We start from the raw sequence: 17,749 nt of genomic DNA on the forward strand, positions 1-17,749 counted from the left end.
TTGATTTTTCATGGTCGCCAACTCCTCGCAGATCGTGCGTAGACGTCAGAGAGTTCTGTTGGTGACAGTTTGTTCAGGTGGCTCTTGTCAAACACAACCACATCGTTGGATAGAAATTGGTCAATGTTCATCCGGTCCCTGGCTTCGAGGATGAACGAATGTTCAACCGCCAGTATTGCCAGCAAGCCTCCTGTTTCGATATGCGCGGCTAATTCCCGCTGTAACGCCTGAAAGCTCAACGTATGGCCGCCATTGTCGGTAACAATGAAAATAACGCGGACGATGAAATCGCATAATTGATCTTATGTTAAATATAATGATGTAAGTATTCACCTGTACGTTTCGAACATAACTACTAGAAACCAGCAAGGTTGACCCACGCGAATTCATCTACCATCCTATTTGCGTATAGTTTGTTATATTGTGCGAACCCGCACGTTTGTTATGGCAAGGTCGATGAAATGACCGATAGTTCACAAAAGACCTACGTGTATGACACGCACCGTTTGCGCGACCCCGAGCACACCTTAAGAATTGTGCAACCATTTCTTCGGGAAATGGGCATAACTCGGATCGCAAATTTGACCGGCCTGGATAGGATTGGTTTACCGACTGTTATGGTCGCTCGTCCCAATTCCAGATCCGTTGCGGTGTCACTTGGCAAGGGACTGTCGTTGCAGGCAGCGCAAGCTTCAGGCGTTATGGAAGCGATCGAATCCTGGCATGCCGAACGTGTGCGACTTCCGCAACGGCTTGCCAGATTTACCGATTTGGCGGATGACGCGACCGTTGTGGAAGTGGAGCGATTGCCTAAGGTCACTGGCGCGCAATTTGATCCCAACGGCAACATGTTATGGGTCGAAGGCCGGGATTTGAAAAGCCAACACACCTGCTGGGTTCCGCTTGAGATGGTGGACACTGACTACACCACGCCTCCACTCGCTGGACAACGCGCATTTCCCAGAACAACGAATGGTTTGGCTTCGGGCAACAATGTCGCCGAAGCGAGTTGTCATGCGATTTGCGAATTGATTGAGCGCGATGCAACGACGCTGTGGTCTCATCAATCCACGACCGTGCGTATTGATCCCGGTACTGTCGATGATCAGCGATGTCAGGCGGCCATTGAAAAAATCACCACCGCAAATCTGGAGATCGGGCTGTGGAACACCACGTCGGATATCGGAATTGCCAGTTTTCGCTGCGTGATCTGCGAGGCTGGCGGGCAGCCTGGTCACATCGGCATCGGCGACGGATGTCATCCGGATCGTGCAATCGCGTTGCTGCGCGCGGTGACAGAGGCTGCTCAGACCCGGCTGACCTATATCTCGGGCGCGCGCGATGATCTGGATCCGGCAGAATTCACTGATCAGGCGCAAACGGATCGGCGTAGATATGTGCGGGATCTGATCGATCGCGCCCCTCCGACAGGGAATTTTCAGGACTGCCCGACGCATTCAACCAAGACATTCGAGGATGACCTGGCTTTGCTGTTAATCAGGTTAGAGGCCGTCGGGGTTTCTCAGGTGGTGATCGTGGACTTGTCTCGGCCTGAATATGATCTTTCGGTTGTTCGGGCGGTCATACCGGGCTTGGAAGCGCCGCACGACGACGCGGACTACGTACCGGGCCTAAGAGCGCTGCAGATCAGGCAGGAAACCGCATGAACGTTGTCGTATTTGTGGGCCCTACCCTGCCAGCACACGAAGTCACCGAACAGTTGAATGCTGCTGTCCTGCCCCCTGTTCAGCAGGGTGATGTCTATCGCGCAGCCAAGGATCAACCGCACGCCATTGGGATCATAGATGGGTTCTTCGAAGGTGTGCCCTCGGTTTGGCACAAGGAAATCTTGTGGGCGATGGAACAAGGGATACCGGTATTTGGCAGCGCCAGCATGGGTGCCCTGCGTGCAGCGGAACTTGCCGATTTTGGAATGATCGGTGTTGGCGGGATCTTTGAGGACTACCTCAGCGGCGTTTTGCAGGATGACGATGAGGTCGCGGTTCTGCACAGCCCGGCAGAGCTGGGGTTTCAACCGCTCAGTACACCGATGGTGTCTATCCGAGCCACAGTCAAACAGGCGCAGGCTCAGGGGATTTTACCTTCTGAAAGCGTCGCCACTATCCTAGAGCATGCGAAATCCAGACACTATCGGCACCGCATTTGGCAAAACATCGGCAAAGAGTTAAGCGACCTACCCGGAATAGCGGCCTTTTTGGATTGGCTACCCGACGGCCAAATTGATGCCAAGGCAGATGACGCACGGGCGATGCTGGCCCTTATGGCGGATTGCCTGTCGCAGGGCACCCTACCCCCAAGTCCCGTAACGCGGACCGAACCAACATTGGTGTGGAAACAGTTGCGCAACCGCATCGACACCAACGAAGCAAAGAAACACACGGTGATCGACGAGTTGCGGTTAGACCCGGAGCTTTACGCCGAATTGCGCAACCGCGCAGTGCTGAGCGTGATGGCACAGGAAGAAGCCGCCGAACAGGATCGGCAACCTGATCGTGACGCCCTGATCCGGCAGATGACGGACCATAGGGCCAAAGCTGGATTGTCTCAAAAAGCGCATTTGATGGAATGGCTGGCCGCCAATGATCTGAACCTTGCGGAATACGAGGACATACTGACGGATGCCGCTCGGATCGATGCGACGGTCGCCGCGCGTTTGACCCAGTTGGATGGGCCATTGTTGGCTGAACTGAAACGAGCCGGGAAGTATACCGATCTACGGGAACGGGCGGCCGCCAAGGAAAAAGCTGCGATTGTGAATGGGCACCTTTCGGGCGCGGATCGTCTGCGTATGGTCGTTTGGTATTTTGAAGCGCGCCTTGACCAGGACGTGCCGGATAACCTGGACAGCTACGCAACCTCGCTTGGCCTATCCGGGCGCGTGGAACTGGGTGAATTGATCGAAGCAGAGTTTTTGTTTTGCCACAGGAGTTCCTGTGCGGAGGTTCCAAAGAGCAAAGTGACTTCCACCCGGCACGAGGGGTCGATTGATGAACACACATGAGACTGCAAGCGTCGAAGAACCCGGCACACGGTTCCTGCTGTATCCGCAATCGCCTTTTCTGGAACCTGGCGCGCAACCGGAGCTTGTCGAAATTTCGGCTCCGCAAGGCAGCATTGGGCCAGGGCCTTCCGGTCCGCGCATGTACACCGTCAACCCTGTTGGAAAAACCACACCTTACGGTGCCATCGTTCCAGGTCCGAATGGACCGGGTATGTATCTGCCGCCGTGGGACGGGTACATTCAGCCGCCCGCAATGCCCGATGAGTTCGGGAATTTCTTTCATATTGCCCCATCCGACCCCGCATTTGAAGCAGCGCATTTGTTCGGGTCGGCCCATTTTACAATGGATGTGTGGCAAGGGTATTTTGATCGCCCAATCCCGTGGCATTTCGCGCGCGATTTCGACCGGCTTGAATTGTCCCTGCTACCCAGTCTGGATAACGCACATATTGGCTGGGGGTTTCTGGAAACAGGCGGCACGCACGAACATGGAGATGAGTACCGGCCATACAGCCTGAACTTTGACGTTGTCTCCCATGAAATTGGACATGCCATTATCTATAGCGTCATTGGTATGCCGTCAGATGGGGATGCGTCGGGCGAATATTATGGGTTTCACGAGTCAGCTGCCGATATGGTCGCCCTTCTTGCGTCGCTACATTTTGGTTCTGTAGTTGACGCTCTGTTAAAAAACACGCGGGGCAACCTTTACACATTCAATCGTCTGAACCGGTTTGCAGAACTCGGGGAAAACGCGCAAATCCGAATTGCCGCCAACACACGGTCCATGTCAGAGTTTGCGGCCGGATGGACCAGCGAACACGATCTTTCCGAACCGTTGACCGGAGCGATGTTCGACATTTTCGTAGACATTTATCACGAACGCCTGCTGCTGCATGGGCTGATCTCACCTGAAGAAGAACACCTGTCCGATCAACTGGAAGACTCTCCGGATTACAGCGAGGTTATGCAGGGTGTGTTCGATGCCCGTTATGCCGAAAACCCGGAAGGTTTCCGGATCGCTTTGCTTGAAGCGCGCGATTTTCTGGGAACCTATCTGGCCGACACATGGGAGCGACTGGATGCGGATATGCTCAGCTATTTCGGTGTTGAAAAGGCCCTGCTGGCGGTCGACCAGGAAATCACTGGCGGTGCTTTTCGCGACATCATCGAAGGCAACTTCCGCATGCGAGATATTGGTCTGATGTCTGCCGGTCCGCGTCTGCCCGATCCCGAAGAAGAGAGCCACTCGGCCTCGGTTCGCACGCAGGTGCCGGAATGACCTGTAAAATCCTTTATTTTTAAGCGGTTTTGTGGCATGCAATCGGAAGAAGTTTATTGGAACGCATTTGCTCGAATATTTTTCGAGCTTATTTTGAGGGGGAGATGAGGGTTCTGGCTTCGTCGATCCCGTAATTGGGAGAGAGAGATATGGCTGAATCCTTGCTCAGTTTTTCAGAAGTGTTGTTGTTTGGTCGAATTATTGAAGATATAAAAATCCAGTCACAAACCAAAGTAAAAGCAGCCACCACCGCAAATATGCAACCTCCTTTGAAGGGGGCCTCAGTCGACGGCGTGACATTGAAGCCGCGTGACCGCGTATTGGTGAAAAATCAGGCCAATTTGGATCAAAACGGCATTTACACCGTGGCGGACGATACGGACAGCTCCTGGTTTAACAAAACACAAGTTAAACGCGGGACGTTGATCAGAGTGCGGAAGGGCACGCAGTTCGATCCCCAAAAACCGTTTTGGGAGCAAACAGGCAGATTTGATCTTGGGCAACAACAGTTCGAGCAAGTCGGCAGGCGCAGAAAACGGCGCGGCAACAATAATCATCTTGCGGAACAGCTGGATGACGATGCCCAACTCGCCAGGATCTACGGCTTCGCATATGAAGGCACGTACTATGAACTGCCCGAACCCACTATTTTCCTGGTACATGGTGAAGGTGATTCAGCAACCGAAGCGAATGCGCCTGTAGGTCAGGGTTCTCGTGCGCCAGTAAGTCCGACGCTTTCTGGTGTTGCTTCGGCGGATTATCAGTTTTCCAATGATATGCGAGTCTGGGACTACGACAAGGCTGACTTCACATTTCGTATGGATGTGATGACCGGCCAGTTCGAGCAGGTCCTGCTGGACATCTATTTCGGTTTTGACAGCCCGGCGATAAGCGGTGCCAAAGTGAGCGGTGCAAAGGTCAGCGGCGCGAAAGTCAGCGGTGCCAAAGTCAGTGGCGCAAAGGTGAGCGGTGCCAAGGTCAGCGGCGCAAAGGTGCGCGGCGGCGACTAAGCCCGGTTTGCGAGAAATATTCTGGGGCACCTGAAATTGGGTGCCCCTTTGCTTTTCAGAACCCGGCTTTTTTCAGACCTTCCACAAAGTGCTGCGTATCTTCCTCTAGCCGATCCGGTTGAACGGTCGTCCAGCGGGCCAGCGAAAAGTTAGGATGTGCCTCGCGGTGCTTTTCCCTTATAAGACGGGCCATGTCCGTTTGACCTAGCTGAGCATAGCTTGCGGCCAGCATGCGCTGCCCCTCGGTCGGATTGTTCATCTTGTTGACCGTCTCAATTACATCCTCATAGCGTCTGAGGTTGTAGTACGCCCCACCAAGATGCCAAAGGTATTGATCCGGAAAATAGGGATTTAGACGCATTGCCTGCTGAAGATGCGTTATGGCCGTTTCGTTGTCACCTGAATGAGCCAGCGCATCAGCAAAGTCAGAATGCATATCCGCGTCATTTGGGTTTAACGCCAACGCCCTCTGATAGGATTGGATGGCTGCGTCATGCTCTTTGCGGTAAAGATGCACATAGCCCAATTCGCCAAAACCACGCGCGTCGGTCGGGTCCAGCTCAATTGCGCGCTGCGCCAACATCAACGCCTTTTCCAGCGATTGTGACGGCTCTTCGGCCCAGGAATAACGCCAGTCGATATTTAGGGTTCGCGACAGCGCTGCTGCAGCTCGGGCATACCCCTCGTCGCGCTCAAGGGCTGATTGATAGAAATTTTGCGCCTTTCGGTTGTCGTTTCGGGTGTATTTGAAGATGTGGTGCTGACCTTGCAGGACAGAACCATAGGCCTCAAGGTCGTTTGGAATCGCCTGAATCATGCGCTGCTTTTCATGCGATTCGATCATCACCGCAGTGGCGGCAACAATGCACTCCGTCACCTCGTCGAGAATGTCGAAAATATCGTCAATCTTGCGATCGAACCGTTCGCCCCAGATCGTGCGCTCGGTGTTGGCATCAATCAGCTCGGCGGAAATCCTGATCCGACTGGCTGACCGACGTACACTGCCGCGCGCGACATAGCGGACATTCAGCTTTTGCGCGGCCTCTTTCGGAGGCATCGACTGTGTCCTGAAGAAAAATGACGAGTTCCGGGCGATGATAAAAAGGTTCCGGAACTTGGACAGATTCATGATGATGTCGTCTGTCAGACCTTCGGCGATCCAGCTGTCGGACTCATCGCCGCCAGAGCTGCTGAAGGGCAGAACGGCCACCGAAGGCGTATCCGGCCGTTCGAATATGTCCCCTTTCAAATCCGGGCGCATCGTGCCGGCCATGGTCGCGCCGGCCACTTCGCTGCGGACGCAGTAGGTCGAGACAGGATTCATGATGTTCTTGAGCTGTTTTGGCCCCAGAAACTCGTACCCATATCGCAGGCGATTGCAGACCTGATCATACACGGCAGAGCTGACATAGACCCGCTCAGGCTCGGCTATCTCTTGCAACCGTGCCGCGATATTGACGTTGTCGCCGTGAATGCCACGTTCGTCTATCAGTATCTCACCAAGGTGAATCCCGGCCCGGAACTTGATTCGCTGATCCTGCGCGCGGGTTTTATTCTGATCGCTTGCGATTTGATGCAATTCGACCCCGAATTCTACTGCGCTGGTGGCAGTTTCGAACAGGGCCAAAATCCCGTCCCCACGTACCTCAACCACTCGGCCGTTGTACTTTGCGCACGATGCCTCAAGCAAAGAAATCAATGCTTTCAATTCATTATAGGTATCCAGCTCATTCTCGCTCATGAGCCGGGAGTATCCTACGACATCAGCGAACAATACTGCGCCAAGCCGTTGAGTAATTGGAATGTCAGAAATTGTCGTACTCACAAGTGTTACTCTTTTTTCGGATTCGTAGCGGACCCGTAACCAACATATATCAAAAAACGTTTTTGACGACCGAAGCAGTTTTGATCGGAACTGATCACACCTCTGCGATCCGAGGTGGCCATGACCAGTCGGCGCAATCATTCGGCCCCAAAGTCACGATCGTATTCGCATCCAGTTCCTGTGCCAAAACGTTTCGGCGAACCATCCACTCGGATTTCAGAATGCCCACAACAACCATATCTTGAAACTCACCTTCAGCGAACCACGCTTGACGCATCGTCCCTTCAATCCGGAATCCTATCTTGGCAACAAGATCACGGCTGTGATGATTGTCCTCACGATAATAAGACGTTATGCGGTTCAGCCCCAGCTGTCGAAATGCCAGATCCAACACCAAAGCAGATGCCCGGAGCCCGACGCCGGATCTGCGCATTGCCTTGTTGACGAAAACTGCAACCACTGCATCGCGATTGATGTTCGAGATAGACTCGAGCCCGGCCAGCCCAACGGCCTCACCTGCGGAGGACTCGACGACAAACCAACATTTGCGGCTGGCATCGGAAGACGTAAATGAATCTCTCCAAAATTCTTCGGCATGCGATGTATTGAGGGGCACGCGCGTTGTACGATCGAAACGCGCAAGGTCTTCAACGTCCTGAAACCAACTCAGAACGGAATCCAGATCTGCCCTTTCCATCGGGCGCAACCTGAACGTGTTTTGTGAATTGTTGCTCACGATAAATAGTACCTTTGAAAGAAATCAGTAAAATCTGCTCGGACACTAGCACAAAAAAATAAAAATTACGAAATGAGATTACAGTATCTCTGTCCTCTGTTTAATTCACCACAAGATTTGAGTTTTTGGTGCAGGGGGTCGACAAGTGTGCTGTCCGGTCAAATACAACGGAATTTCCCATCCGCACCCCTGTTGGCTAATGATGGCCGCGGACGCTCTGAGGAAAGGGAACACTATCAATGAAATTACTGCGGTTCGGTCCCAAGGGCGCGGAAAAGCCCGGTCTTCTGGATGCCCAGGGCGCAATTCGTGATTTGTCGGGTGTGATTGATGATCTCACAGGCGAGTCGCTTGGCGATGAAGCCCTGGACCGATTGCGCAGGTTGGATATGGCAAGCCTGCCTCTGGTGGATGGTCAACCGCGGATTGGCGCTTGCGTCGGTCAGGTCGGCAAGTTCGTCTGCATTGGTCTGAACTATGCCGATCACGCGGCCGAAAGTGGGATGGAGCTGCCGCAGGAACCGGTGATCTTTTTCAAGGCGACATCAGCTATTGTTGGCCCCAACGATACGGTCGAAATCCCTCGTGGTTCGGTCAAAACCGATTGGGAGGTGGAACTGGGTGTGGTGATCGGGAAAGAGGCCAAATACGTCTCGGAAGCTGAAGCCTTGAACCATGTCGCCGGTTATTGCGTTATCAACGACATATCAGAACGCGATTTCCAACTGCACCGTTCGGGCCAGTGGGTCAAAGGCAAATCCGCCGACACGTTCGGTCCTATAGGTCCATGGCTTGTGACACGGGATGAGGTGCCAAATCCGCAGGACCTGCAGATGTATCTTGAGGTTAACGGGCAACGAACTCAGGATGGCTCGAACAGAACGATGCATTTTAGTGTGGCGACTGTAATCTCTCATCTCTCGCAGTTCATGTCGCTACAGCCGGGAGATGTGATTTCAACAGGCACCCCTCCGGGCGTGGGCATGGGCCAAAATCCGCCGACCTATTTAAAACCCGGCGACAGGATGGAGTTGGGGATCAAAGGCTTGGGTGTGCAACGGCAGAACGTTGTGCAGGGCTGAGCCCCCTGTTTGTGCAATTGTCACAATTTCCCGCAACAGAAAAAGGGCTGAAAAGTCACTCGGGCCAGGGCAGTGAATAAGTTTTGACGTTGGTGAAAAATTTCATCGCCTCGATCACGCCTTCTTTGACGCCGTTGCCGCTGTCCTTGATGCCGCCAAAAGGAGACATTTCGATCCGGTAGCCGGGCTGTTCCCAGATGTTGCAGGTGCCGACGTTCAAACCGTTGATGTAGGTAATCGCCCGGTTCAGATCATTTGTACAGACACCCGCCGACAAACCAAATGCGGTGCCGTTTGAGATCTGCATGACTTGCGCATCATCATCTGGAACACGAACGATCGGCACGATTGGACCAAAGGTCTCTTTCATCACCAACTCGCTGCCGTGGGGCACCTTGTCGACGACGATCGGCGGCAACAGTGCACCGTCGCGGCCGGGGTGATAGAGGATTTCTGCGCCCTCTTGCGCAGCCTTCAGCACGCGGTTTTCGAACAACTCGGCGGCTTGTGCGTGGATAACGCAACCCAATTGCGTTTCTGGGTCCTGAGGGTCACCAAACCGGATCGCTTTTGCCTTTTCCAGAACAAGTGGCACAAATCTATCTGCCACGCTTTCCTGAACCAGAATGCGTTTGATCGCGGTGCAGCGTTGCCCCGAATTCCCTGTAGCCCCGGCCACAGCTATACTGGCGGCTTTGTCCAGATCGGCGTCATTCAGATCATTCAGCACGATCAGAGGATCGTTGCCGCCCAACTCCAGTGCCTGCCGTTTGTAACCCGCCTTGGACGCAATCATCTTGCCTACCGGTACGCCGCCCGTGAAGGTGACTATGTCAATGTGTTCATTGGTGATCATCTCATCGCCGATCTCTTTCGGCCAGCCAGTCACGACCTGAAACATTTCGGGCGGCAGCCCTGCCTCGTAAAGTATGTCCGCCAGCGTCAGGGCCGTCAGTGGGGTCAGCTCGGTCGGTTTGCAGACCATGCAGTTATTGGTGGCAATGGACGGTGCAATCTTGTGGCTGACCATGTTCAGAGGGTGATTGAACGGTGTAATTGCGCTGATGGTTCTGACCGGCTCGCGTTTGGTGAAAATCTTGCGCGCCTTGCCGTTGTGGGTCAGATCGCACGAGAAAACCTCACCATCGTCCTTCAGGGCCTCGGAGGCGGCGAACTGAAAAACGTCCTGCGCGCGCTTGGTTTCATAGATCGAGTGTTGATGGCAGATGCCAAGCTCAAGCGTCAGCCATTTTGCGAGGTATTCGCGTCTTTCACCAATCAAAACGCCAGCACGCCGTAAAATCTCGCTACGTTCATAACGCGTCAGTTTGGGCGTGTAATTTGCGGCGATTTCAAAAGCTTTGCGTACAAGTTCAGAAGTGCCCACAGGGACGGTACCAATAGTCTCGTTCGTATAGGGGTAGTGGACCGAGATTTTAGCATCGGTAAAGACAATCTCGCCGCCAATTCGCATGCCTTCATTGCGGATACCGGATGTGTTCATGATATCGTCCATGATTAATGGGCCGCCGCTGTGGTGGCAAAAAGCAGTGCTTCAAAATTGCGCAATTGATGGCGCTGCGGAGTGTCGATCACGCGACTGACGATGAAGGGAATACCCCGATCGGTCAATCCACCGTGGCAGCGTAAGTCGGCCGCCAGCGCGTCCAGATCATGACAGTTCCGGGAAGTACCCGCGTAGGTATTCTCAACCGGTACATTCAGGATTGAATAGACCCGCGGGTGGGCTGTGATCTGGATTTGCATCATCATCTTCGTAGCCTTGGATTAATTGCGCCCGTTCTAATGCCAGCCATAGATCACAGAATTGCAAAATTTCCGCGTTGGGTCGAAAGCCAGAGCAATCCACTGTTTCAGTCCAGAGCTGGAATGCACTTCGATATCCAAGTCACACCAATGGTCTTAGCTGCCACTTTCGTGCGACCACGATCTGCGGAAGTTATGCGGCGAAACCTTGTACCGGCCTCGGAAATGAACCGAAAGCCTGTCCGTGCTGGAAAACCCAGATGCAAAGGCAATCTCGGATACACTGAGATCGGTTTCATTCAAAAGGGCAAAGGCGCGATCCAGCCTGAGGTTATTATAATACTGGCCGGGCGACATCTTGGTGTGCTGCTGGAACAGCCGTTCCATATGGCGTCTGGACAGTGACGCCTGATCCGCTACCGCTTCAAGACTGAGCGGCGATTCAATGTTGTCCCGCATGATTTGGACAGCTTCGACCAGCTTGCCGTTGCGCGTCCCCAAAAGGGCCGAGACGGGCGAAACCTGATTGCTGCCACTTTCACCGACGCGTCGGTGCAAACACATCTCGGACACGTTGATGGCCAGGGCGTTGCCGAACAATTCCTCAATCACTTCCAGCATCATATCGGTGCTGGCGTGCCCTCCCCCGCAAGTGCGCAGCTTGCCGTCAATCTCGTACAGGCTCTGGGTTGGCGTCATTGTCGGAAAATACTCGCAAAACCCGGGGCGGTTTTCCCAATGAACGGTGAATTTCTTGTCACCGATCAGGCCGGCCTTGGCCAAGGCAAAGGCCCCAGTGCAGATACCACCAAAATCGCATCCATGCGCCTTTTGCCGACGGATCCAATTCAGAACCGGGGTATCAAACGAGGCCATCGGCTCAGTGCCGGAACACACGAAAGTATAGGCCCCCTGCTCCAGATCGTGCATGGGTTGGTCAGCTTGAATGCGGATTCCGTTCGAACACGTGACCGGCGCGCCATCTGCTGAAAGGACATACCATTCGAACAATTGCTTTCGGGCCAGTTGGTTGGAAATACGCAAAGGTTCAATCGCAGCGCTAAACGCCAACATCGTGGTATTCGGCAGCAATAGAAAATGAAAGGCCTTGGGCGGTCCATCATAAGGAACGTCGACGGAAATCGCCCCCTTGGGCAGGAAACGTTGGCTGACCACTACACCCCTCCTTCGCGTTCGAATACCGCATCGTCGCTGGCCTGCTGAAACGCTCGAGCAACTTTAAGATATCAATAGATGTAAGGCCCTTGGAAATCGAACGCTCATTTTGTATTTTGGATACAACTTAGACCGACCGAGACCACTCTTATGCCCAGAACCCGCGCGATCGCACGCCAAAGTCTTCCAGAAGTCATCACGAATGATCTGCGGGAACGTATCCTAAGCGGAGAGATGGCCGAAGGTGAAACCATCCGGCAAGAGGCCCTTGCAGAGGACTATGATGTCTCGCGCATGCCGATCCGCGAAGCACTGAAACGGCTGGATGCCGAAGGCCTTGTGCAACTGACAAACAACCGTGGTGCATCGGTGACTTCGCATTCGCTTTCGCAAATTGGCGAGATTTTCGACCTTCGCGTTCTTTTGGAGGTCGACCTGTTCAAACGGTCTATTCCGCAGATGACAGAAGCTGATTTTGCCAGATGCGAGAAGCTGCTCGACGACATGGAAAGGTCTTACGAAGCTTACAATGTCGGGCGGTGGGGCAGCCTGAATTATGAATACCACAAAGCCCTTTATGCGGCTGCTGATCGTGGGCTGACCAATGAGATTCTTCAACGGGTCAATCTGCAATCGGACCGCTATGTCCGTATGCATCTAAGCGTCATGGAACAGCGCGAGCCCGCCAAGCAAGACCACCGACAGCTTTTGTCGCTGGCACGCAAACGTCAGGTTGATGCCGCAGGTGAACTGCTGACCAAGCATATTCAACGGACCAAGGATCAGTTGTTGGCGATGGTTATCAAGACACGGAAAGGTGAAACCGGCTGAATGTCAGCTTTCTTACCCAAGAGGATGCAGGCACGCCACTTTGTGGTCTGACCCGCTAAGTTCTGGCGGCGCTGCACGGCATTCTTCGGTTGCAAGCCAGCACCGTTGTGCAAAGGCACAGCCTTTGGGGATGTTCATCGGGGACGGAAGCTCGCCTTCTAGTTTGATCCGATCCTTGCGCGCGTCGGGATCTGCGCGAGGTGTTGTCGACAAAAGAGCCTTGGAATAGGGATGCCTAGGGGCAGCAAACAGCTTTTCTTTCGGTGCCTTCTCAACCGCGCGGCCCAAATACATGACAATTACGTCGTCGGCAAAGTGCTTTACCACCGACAAATCATGCGAAATGAACAGATAGGCAAGGTTCAGACGTTCCTGCAATTCGACCAGCAGGTTCAGAATTTGCGACTGGATTGAGACGTCCAGTGCTGAAACCGGCTCATCCAGCACCAGCACCTTGGGGTTCAGCATCAGGGCGCGGGCGATTGCAATCCGCTGGCGCTGCCCGCCCGAAAACATGTGTGGGTAGCGGTCGTAATGTTCGGGGCGCAAACCCACGAGGTCGATCATTTCACGCGCGCGCGCCTCGCGGTCGGCTGCGGACATCTCGCGGCGGTTAATTATCAATGGCTCTTGCAGGATTTGACCGATCCGTTGGCGCGGGTTGAGCGAGCCATATGGATCCTGAAACACGATCTGCACAGTTTCACGCATCTGGGCCCATTTCGATGGAGTTATTTCAACGCCATCGATGGTCAGACTGCCCGAGGTCGGTTCTTCGATCATCGTCACCACCCTTGCGAGGGTGGACTTCCCACAACCAGACTCTCCCACGATTGCCAACGTTTTGCCCGGCCGCAGTTCGAAATCCACACCAGACAAGGCCTTGACCGTTGCGGCCTTCGACAACAACCCGCCTTTTACGGTATAAAACCTGGCCAATTCACTGGCCTGAACGATGGGGGCGGTCATGCCAGCTCTCCGGTTGTTATCTTTTCAACGTAATGGCAACGCGCCTTGCCGAACTCCGCACTGTGCGGAGTTGGGGGCAACGATCGGCACAGATCATCTGCATATTGGCATCTGGGGCTGAACAGACACCCTTTTGGCCGGTCAAACTGCCCTGGAACGACGCCGGGAATAGTAGGCAGCATCTTCGACGTCGCCCGTTCCGGAAGCGCGTTAAGCAACGCAGTTGTGTAGGGGTGACGCGGGGTGCGGAACAGGTCTTTGACTGCCTGCTCCTCGACCTTTTGGCCAGCATATTGGACTTGAACCCGCTCGGCGGTCTCGGCGACAACGCCCATATCATGAGTGATAAGGACCAAACCCATGCCCTGTTCGTCCCGTAGGCGAACCAACAGATCAAGGATTTGCGCCTGAATTGTCACGTCCAGTGCCGTTGTCGGCTCGTCCGCAATCAACAGCTTGGGTTTGCAGGCGATGGCCATCGCAATCATTACTCGTTGGTTCATGCCGCCGGACATCTGGTGCGGAAACGTGTTCAGGCGGCTTTCGGGCGCGGGGATGCCGACCTGATCAAACAGTTCGATAGCGCGCTGGTGCCGGTCCTTTCGGTTCAGGCCCAAGTGGATGCGCAAGGCTTCCTTGATCTGAAAGCCAACCGTAAAGCATGGGTTCAGCGATGACATCGGCTCCTGGAAAATCATAGCGATGTCCTTGCCGATGATCTTGCGGCGGTCACGGGCAGAGATCTGGGTCAGATCGATGCCTTCGAAACTCAGTTGATCAGCGGTGATCGTAGCAGTCCAAGGCAGCAATCCCATCAGCGCCAGCATCGACACGGACTTACCTGAGCCGCTTTCGCCAACAATGGCCATCAATTCGCCCTTGTCGACAGACAGATCAACGCCATCTACGGCCCGGAACTGACCCGAGGCGGTGGCAAACTCGACGGTGAGGTTTCGGATATCCAACAGGCTCATGTCGTCAACTCCGCTTTAGCTTCGGGTCCAGCGCGTCGCGCAGACCGTCGCCCATCAGGTTGATGGCCAGCACGGTGACCAGAATGGCAAGGCCCGGGAACGTCACCACCCACCACGCACGCAGAATGAACTCACGCGCTTCGGCCAGCATGGTGCCCCATTCCGGCGTGGGCGGCTGCGCCCCCATGCCCAGAAAGCCAAGGGCTGCGGCATCCAGAATGGCGGTCGAAAACGACAGCGCCGCCTGAACGATGATCGGAGCCAGACAATTCGGCAGCACAGTCTTGAACATCAGTCGGGCCTTGCTGGCACCGGCAACGCGAGCCGAGGTCACGTAATCCTTTTGCCGCTCTGCTAACACTGATGCCCGTGTCAAACGCACGTAATGCGGTTGGAAAACAATGGCGATGGCGATCATCGCGTTGGTCAACGAGGGACCAAGGATGGCAACCAGAACCAGCGCAAGCAGCAGTGAGGGGAAGGACAGGATTATGTCCATCACCCGCATGATCATCGTATCGACCCATTTGGGCGCGAAACCCGACAGCAGGCCGACAATCACCCCGCCCGTCACGGCCACACAAACCACCACGATGCCGACAAAGAAGGAATAACGCGATCCCATGATCAGCCGCGACAGCATATCCCGACCCAACGGATCGGTGCCCAACGGGAAGGCCCAACTGCCGCCCTCTTGCCACGCAGGAGGTTGCAGAATGTGATTGCGGAACTGTTCAGTCGGGTCGTAGGGGGCCAACAAAGGCGCAAAGGCCGCGCAGAAGACAAAAGCGGCAAAGACCCAAAGGCCCATCACCGCACCGCGGTTTTCGCTGAAGTAATACCAGAACTCTCGCAGAGCGCTGGGGCGGTCTTCGGTTTTTGGTGGGGTCGCGGACAATTCAGCCATCACCGCCTCCGGATTTTTGGGTTGATGACGCCGTAAAGGACATCGACCAGAAGGTTTACGAGCATGACGATGACAGCGATCATCAGCAGACCACCCTGCACCACCGGATAGTCACGGCGGAAAATGCTGTCGACCATCCACTTGCCGATGCCAGGCCAGCTAAAGATTGTCTCGGTCAGGATCGCTCCGGCCAGCAAAGTGCCGACCGACAGGCCAATCACTGTAATCACCGGGATCAGCGCATTGCGCAGCGCATGCAGCCCATTGATCCGCGCGGGGGCGAGGCCCTTGGCGCGGGCCGTGCGGATGTAATCCTCACCCAACACTTCCAACATGGCCGAACGGGTCTGGCGCGCAATTACGGCCAAAGGGATCGTGCCCAGAACAATGGTCGGCAGGATCAGATGGCGTACAGCCGATCCAAAGGCCCCCTCCTGCCCGGACAGCAGACTGTCGATCAACATGAAGCCTGTGACACTTGGAAAGTAGTACAGCAGGTCGATCCGGCCTGAGACAGGCGTCCAACCAAGGTTGCCGGAAAACACGATGATCAACAACAGCGCCCACCAAAAGATCGGCATGGAATACCCGATCAGCGCGGACGACATCAGCGCCCGGTCGAAGAATTTGCCCCGATTCACAGCTGCAATAACGCCCGCAGGCAGCCCCAAAGCTACTGCAAAAATCATGGCGCAGATCGACAGTTCCAGCGTGGCCGGAAACAGGGCAAAGAACTCGTCCCAAACCGGCTTCTTGGTGACAAAGCTCTCGCCCAAATCACCATGCAACACGCCAACCAGATAGTCCCAGTATTGCTGCAGAACAGGTTTGTCGAAGCCCAGCTTCTCGACCATCTCCTGATAGCGTTCTTCGGACATTCCGCGTTCACCGGCCATGACGATGATCGGATCGCCTGGAAGCACCCGAATGAACATGAACGAGATCAGTGTTACGCCCAGAAATGTCGGAACGAACATGCCGAGGCGGGTAAGGAAATAGCCAAACATCAGCGCCCTATGATTGTTAGTTCTTTGGGAAAGCTGGTCAACGACCGGCAACCGTCTTTGGTCACCAGTACGTCATCTTCGATCCGAACGCCGAAATTGTCCAGGTCATAGAGGCCCGGCTCGTTTGTCCAAACCATGCCCGCGTGCATGATCTGGCTGTTGCCACGCATGATGTAGGGCGCTTCGTGCACATCGCGGCCCAGCCCGTGACCAGTCTTGGTGCGGATACGATCTGCATAGGGCGAGGCCTCGAGCACGCTGGTCACCGCGTCGTCGATATCGTGGGCGGTTACTCCGGGTCTGCAAACTTCGAACCCGACCAGATTGGCACGCAAAACCGTGTCGTAGACCGCCCTGCCCTCATCTGAGGCTTCGGCGACAAAAAAGGTGCGTGTGATGTCGGCGGCAAACCCGTGTTTGCGTGCGCCGAAATCGAACAGCAGCGCGTCGCCTGCTTTGATCTGATAATCCGCGCGCGCTTTACCATGCGGTTGAGCCGAGTTTCCTCCGGCTGTCACGATAGGTGAAAAGGCCAGCGACGCGGCTCCTTCGGCGAACAGCGTTTGGATCAAAGCTTGTTCAATCTGTACTTCTGTCTGACCCACACGAACATCCGCAACGACCCGCTCCAGCGCTCGTTCCGAGATATCAATCGCCGCTTGCAGCGCTGCAATGTCATCGTCTGTCTTGATGATGCGCAGGCCGGATATCTCTCGTTCCGCGTCCACGATCCGCAGCTCGGGCAAGGCACGGGTAAAGGCCTTAGAGACAAAGACGCGCATCACCTGCCCTTCGACCGCGAGAGATCGCAGCGGCATGTGTTCAGCCAGCGCCGCGAAGGCGTCGTCATAGCCCGTCTGGTCGCGCCAGTCGAAGACAGCGCCGTCAAATCCGACCAGCGCCCATGAGCCCAATTCCAGATTGGGAACAATCGCGGCTGGTTCACCTATGGCCGGGATGACGACCACAAAAGGCCGCTCGTGGCTCATGAAGGGTTTTCCCAAAGCTCGGGTAAAATTTGGGCCGGGCACCAGTGCCACGGCATCTACTGACATGTCCTTTGCCAGTTGTTGGTACTCGGACAAATCCGGCATTCGCGCCGACCTCCCAATAAAGAAAACCGGAGCCGCCAATTGGGCGGCTCCGGTCGTTGAGTGGTGG

General features: G+C 54.8%; 16 protein-coding genes. 6 read left to right on the top strand and 10 right to left on the bottom strand.

Going from position 1 to position 17,749, the window contains the following annotated elements:
- The first annotated feature begins 461 nt into the window (after positions 1 to 461).
- The 4 genes from AC2FI8_RS20600 to AC2FI8_RS20615 all read left to right on the top strand — a co-directional run bounded on the left by AC2FI8_RS20600 (position 462) and on the right by AC2FI8_RS20615 (position 5,314).
- The gene (locus tag AC2FI8_RS20600; protein ID WP_496780791.1) at positions 462 to 1,667 is read left to right on the top strand and encodes a YcaO-like family protein; all 1,206 of its coding nucleotides are present in this window, start codon (positions 462 to 464) and stop codon (positions 1,665 to 1,667) included.
- Entirely contained in the window at positions 1,664 to 3,022 is a 1,359-nt protein-coding gene (locus AC2FI8_RS20605) for a TfuA-like protein (RefSeq protein ID WP_496780792.1), read from the top strand. Before AC2FI8_RS20600 ends, AC2FI8_RS20605 begins: the two co-directional genes overlap by 4 nt.
- Positions 3,009 to 4,304: a gluzincin family metallopeptidase gene (locus tag AC2FI8_RS20610; protein WP_496769988.1), complete on the top strand. Its 1,296-nt coding sequence runs from the start codon at positions 3,009 to 3,011 to the stop codon at positions 4,302 to 4,304. The genes AC2FI8_RS20605 and AC2FI8_RS20610 overlap by 14 nt, the downstream gene beginning before the upstream one ends.
- A gap of 149 nt (positions 4,305 to 4,453) precedes the next feature.
- Positions 4,454 to 5,314: a hypothetical protein gene (locus tag AC2FI8_RS20615; protein WP_496769990.1), complete on the top strand. Its 861-nt coding sequence runs from the start codon at positions 4,454 to 4,456 to the stop codon at positions 5,312 to 5,314.
- A 55-nt stretch (positions 5,315 to 5,369) separates the two neighbouring features.
- Here the strand turns inward: AC2FI8_RS20615 and AC2FI8_RS20620 are convergent, their stop codons facing one another.
- Entirely contained in the window at positions 5,370 to 7,139 is a 1,770-nt protein-coding gene (locus AC2FI8_RS20620) for a tetratricopeptide repeat protein (RefSeq protein WP_282119444.1), read from the bottom strand.
- Between the two features lie 94 nt (positions 7,140 to 7,233).
- Complete coding sequence (locus AC2FI8_RS20625; protein WP_496780793.1) at positions 7,234 to 7,836, bottom strand: GNAT family N-acetyltransferase; 603 nt, start codon at positions 7,834 to 7,836, stop codon at positions 7,234 to 7,236.
- A 278-nt stretch (positions 7,837 to 8,114) separates the two neighbouring features.
- Between AC2FI8_RS20625 and AC2FI8_RS20630 the strand changes: the two genes are divergently transcribed.
- Positions 8,115 to 8,957: a fumarylacetoacetate hydrolase family protein gene (locus tag AC2FI8_RS20630; RefSeq protein ID WP_496780794.1), complete on the top strand. Its 843-nt coding sequence runs from the start codon at positions 8,115 to 8,117 to the stop codon at positions 8,955 to 8,957.
- Positions 8,958 to 9,012: 55 nt separating this feature from the next.
- Here the strand turns inward: AC2FI8_RS20630 and phnY are convergent, their stop codons facing one another.
- The 3 genes from phnY to AC2FI8_RS20645 form a co-directional block, all read right to left on the bottom strand.
- On the bottom strand, positions 9,013 to 10,461 hold the full coding sequence (phnY, locus tag AC2FI8_RS20635) for a phosphonoacetaldehyde dehydrogenase (protein ID WP_496780795.1): 1,449 nt from the start codon (positions 10,459 to 10,461) through the stop codon (positions 9,013 to 9,015).
- A gap of 14 nt (positions 10,462 to 10,475) precedes the next feature.
- A complete protein-coding gene (locus tag AC2FI8_RS20640) occupies positions 10,476 to 10,730 on the bottom strand; it encodes a hypothetical protein (RefSeq protein WP_496780796.1) in 255 nt (84 codons plus the stop codon).
- 150 nt (positions 10,731 to 10,880) lie between these two features.
- Entirely contained in the window at positions 10,881 to 11,900 is a 1,020-nt protein-coding gene (locus AC2FI8_RS20645) for a GlxA family transcriptional regulator (protein WP_496780797.1), read from the bottom strand.
- 150 nt (positions 11,901 to 12,050) lie between these two features.
- Between AC2FI8_RS20645 and AC2FI8_RS20650 the strand changes: the two genes are divergently transcribed.
- Positions 12,051 to 12,731, top strand: coding sequence for a GntR family transcriptional regulator (locus AC2FI8_RS20650; protein WP_496780798.1), 681 nt, complete (start codon positions 12,051 to 12,053; stop codon positions 12,729 to 12,731).
- Between the two features lie 12 nt (positions 12,732 to 12,743).
- Here the strand turns inward: AC2FI8_RS20650 and AC2FI8_RS20655 are convergent, their stop codons facing one another.
- From AC2FI8_RS20655 to AC2FI8_RS20675, 5 genes are read right to left on the bottom strand one after another with little or no spacing between them, the layout of a single operon-like run.
- Positions 12,744 to 13,700 (bottom strand): ABC transporter ATP-binding protein, encoded by a 957-nt coding sequence (locus tag AC2FI8_RS20655; RefSeq protein ID WP_113788358.1) that lies wholly within the window; start codon positions 13,698 to 13,700, stop codon positions 12,744 to 12,746.
- Complete coding sequence (locus tag AC2FI8_RS20660) at positions 13,697 to 14,674, bottom strand: ABC transporter ATP-binding protein (RefSeq protein WP_496780799.1); 978 nt, start codon at positions 14,672 to 14,674, stop codon at positions 13,697 to 13,699. The genes AC2FI8_RS20655 and AC2FI8_RS20660 overlap by 4 nt, the downstream gene beginning before the upstream one ends.
- A 4-nt stretch (positions 14,675 to 14,678) precedes the next feature.
- On the bottom strand, positions 14,679 to 15,581 hold the full coding sequence (locus AC2FI8_RS20665; RefSeq protein ID WP_058277168.1) for an ABC transporter permease subunit: 903 nt from the start codon (positions 15,579 to 15,581) through the stop codon (positions 14,679 to 14,681).
- Positions 15,581 to 16,588, bottom strand: a complete 1,008-nt coding sequence (locus tag AC2FI8_RS20670; RefSeq protein ID WP_472725036.1) for an ABC transporter permease subunit — start codon at positions 16,586 to 16,588, stop codon at positions 15,581 to 15,583. The genes AC2FI8_RS20665 and AC2FI8_RS20670 overlap by 1 nt, the downstream gene beginning before the upstream one ends.
- Positions 16,588 to 17,682 carry a M24 family metallopeptidase gene (locus AC2FI8_RS20675; RefSeq protein ID WP_496780800.1) on the bottom strand — a complete coding sequence of 365 codons (1,095 nt, stop codon included), beginning with the start codon at positions 17,680 to 17,682 and terminating at the stop codon, positions 16,588 to 16,590. The genes AC2FI8_RS20670 and AC2FI8_RS20675 overlap by 1 nt, the downstream gene beginning before the upstream one ends.
- Between the last annotated feature and the right edge of the window lie 67 nt (positions 17,683 to 17,749).

The organism is Ruegeria sp. CDSB029 (assembly GCF_059611125.1).

Excerpts from the sequence above, each read along its gene's own strand:
- AC2FI8_RS20600 (WP_496780791.1), top strand. The coding sequence starts at position 462 with ATGACCGATAGTTCACAAAAGACCTACGTGTATGACACGCACCGTTTG.
- AC2FI8_RS20605 (WP_496780792.1), top strand. The coding sequence starts at position 1,664 with ATGAACGTTGTCGTATTTGTGGGCCCTACCCTGCCAGCACACGAAGTC.
- AC2FI8_RS20610 (WP_496769988.1), top strand. The coding sequence starts at position 3,009 with ATGAACACACATGAGACTGCAAGCGTCGAAGAACCCGGCACACGGTTC.
- AC2FI8_RS20615 (WP_496769990.1), top strand. The coding sequence starts at position 4,454 with ATGGCTGAATCCTTGCTCAGTTTTTCAGAAGTGTTGTTGTTTGGTCGA.
- AC2FI8_RS20625 (WP_496780793.1), bottom strand. The coding sequence starts at position 7,836 with ATGGAAAGGGCAGATCTGGATTCCGTTCTGAGTTGGTTTCAGGACGTT.
- AC2FI8_RS20630 (WP_496780794.1), top strand. The coding sequence starts at position 8,115 with ATGAAATTACTGCGGTTCGGTCCCAAGGGCGCGGAAAAGCCCGGTCTT.
- phnY (WP_496780795.1), bottom strand. The coding sequence starts at position 10,461 with ATGAACACATCCGGTATCCGCAATGAAGGCATGCGAATTGGCGGCGAG.
- AC2FI8_RS20640 (WP_496780796.1), bottom strand. The coding sequence starts at position 10,730 with ATGATGATGCAAATCCAGATCACAGCCCACCCGCGGGTCTATTCAATC.
- AC2FI8_RS20650 (WP_496780798.1), top strand. The coding sequence starts at position 12,051 with ATGCCCAGAACCCGCGCGATCGCACGCCAAAGTCTTCCAGAAGTCATC.
- AC2FI8_RS20655 (WP_113788358.1), bottom strand. The coding sequence starts at position 13,700 with ATGACCGCCCCCATCGTTCAGGCCAGTGAATTGGCCAGGTTTTATACC.
- AC2FI8_RS20660 (WP_496780799.1), bottom strand. The coding sequence starts at position 14,674 with ATGAGCCTGTTGGATATCCGAAACCTCACCGTCGAGTTTGCCACCGCC.
- AC2FI8_RS20665 (WP_058277168.1), bottom strand. The coding sequence starts at position 15,581 with ATGGCTGAATTGTCCGCGACCCCACCAAAAACCGAAGACCGCCCCAGC.
- AC2FI8_RS20670 (WP_472725036.1), bottom strand. The coding sequence starts at position 16,588 with ATGTTTGGCTATTTCCTTACCCGCCTCGGCATGTTCGTTCCGACATTT.
- AC2FI8_RS20675 (WP_496780800.1), bottom strand. The coding sequence starts at position 17,682 with ATGCCGGATTTGTCCGAGTACCAACAACTGGCAAAGGACATGTCAGTA.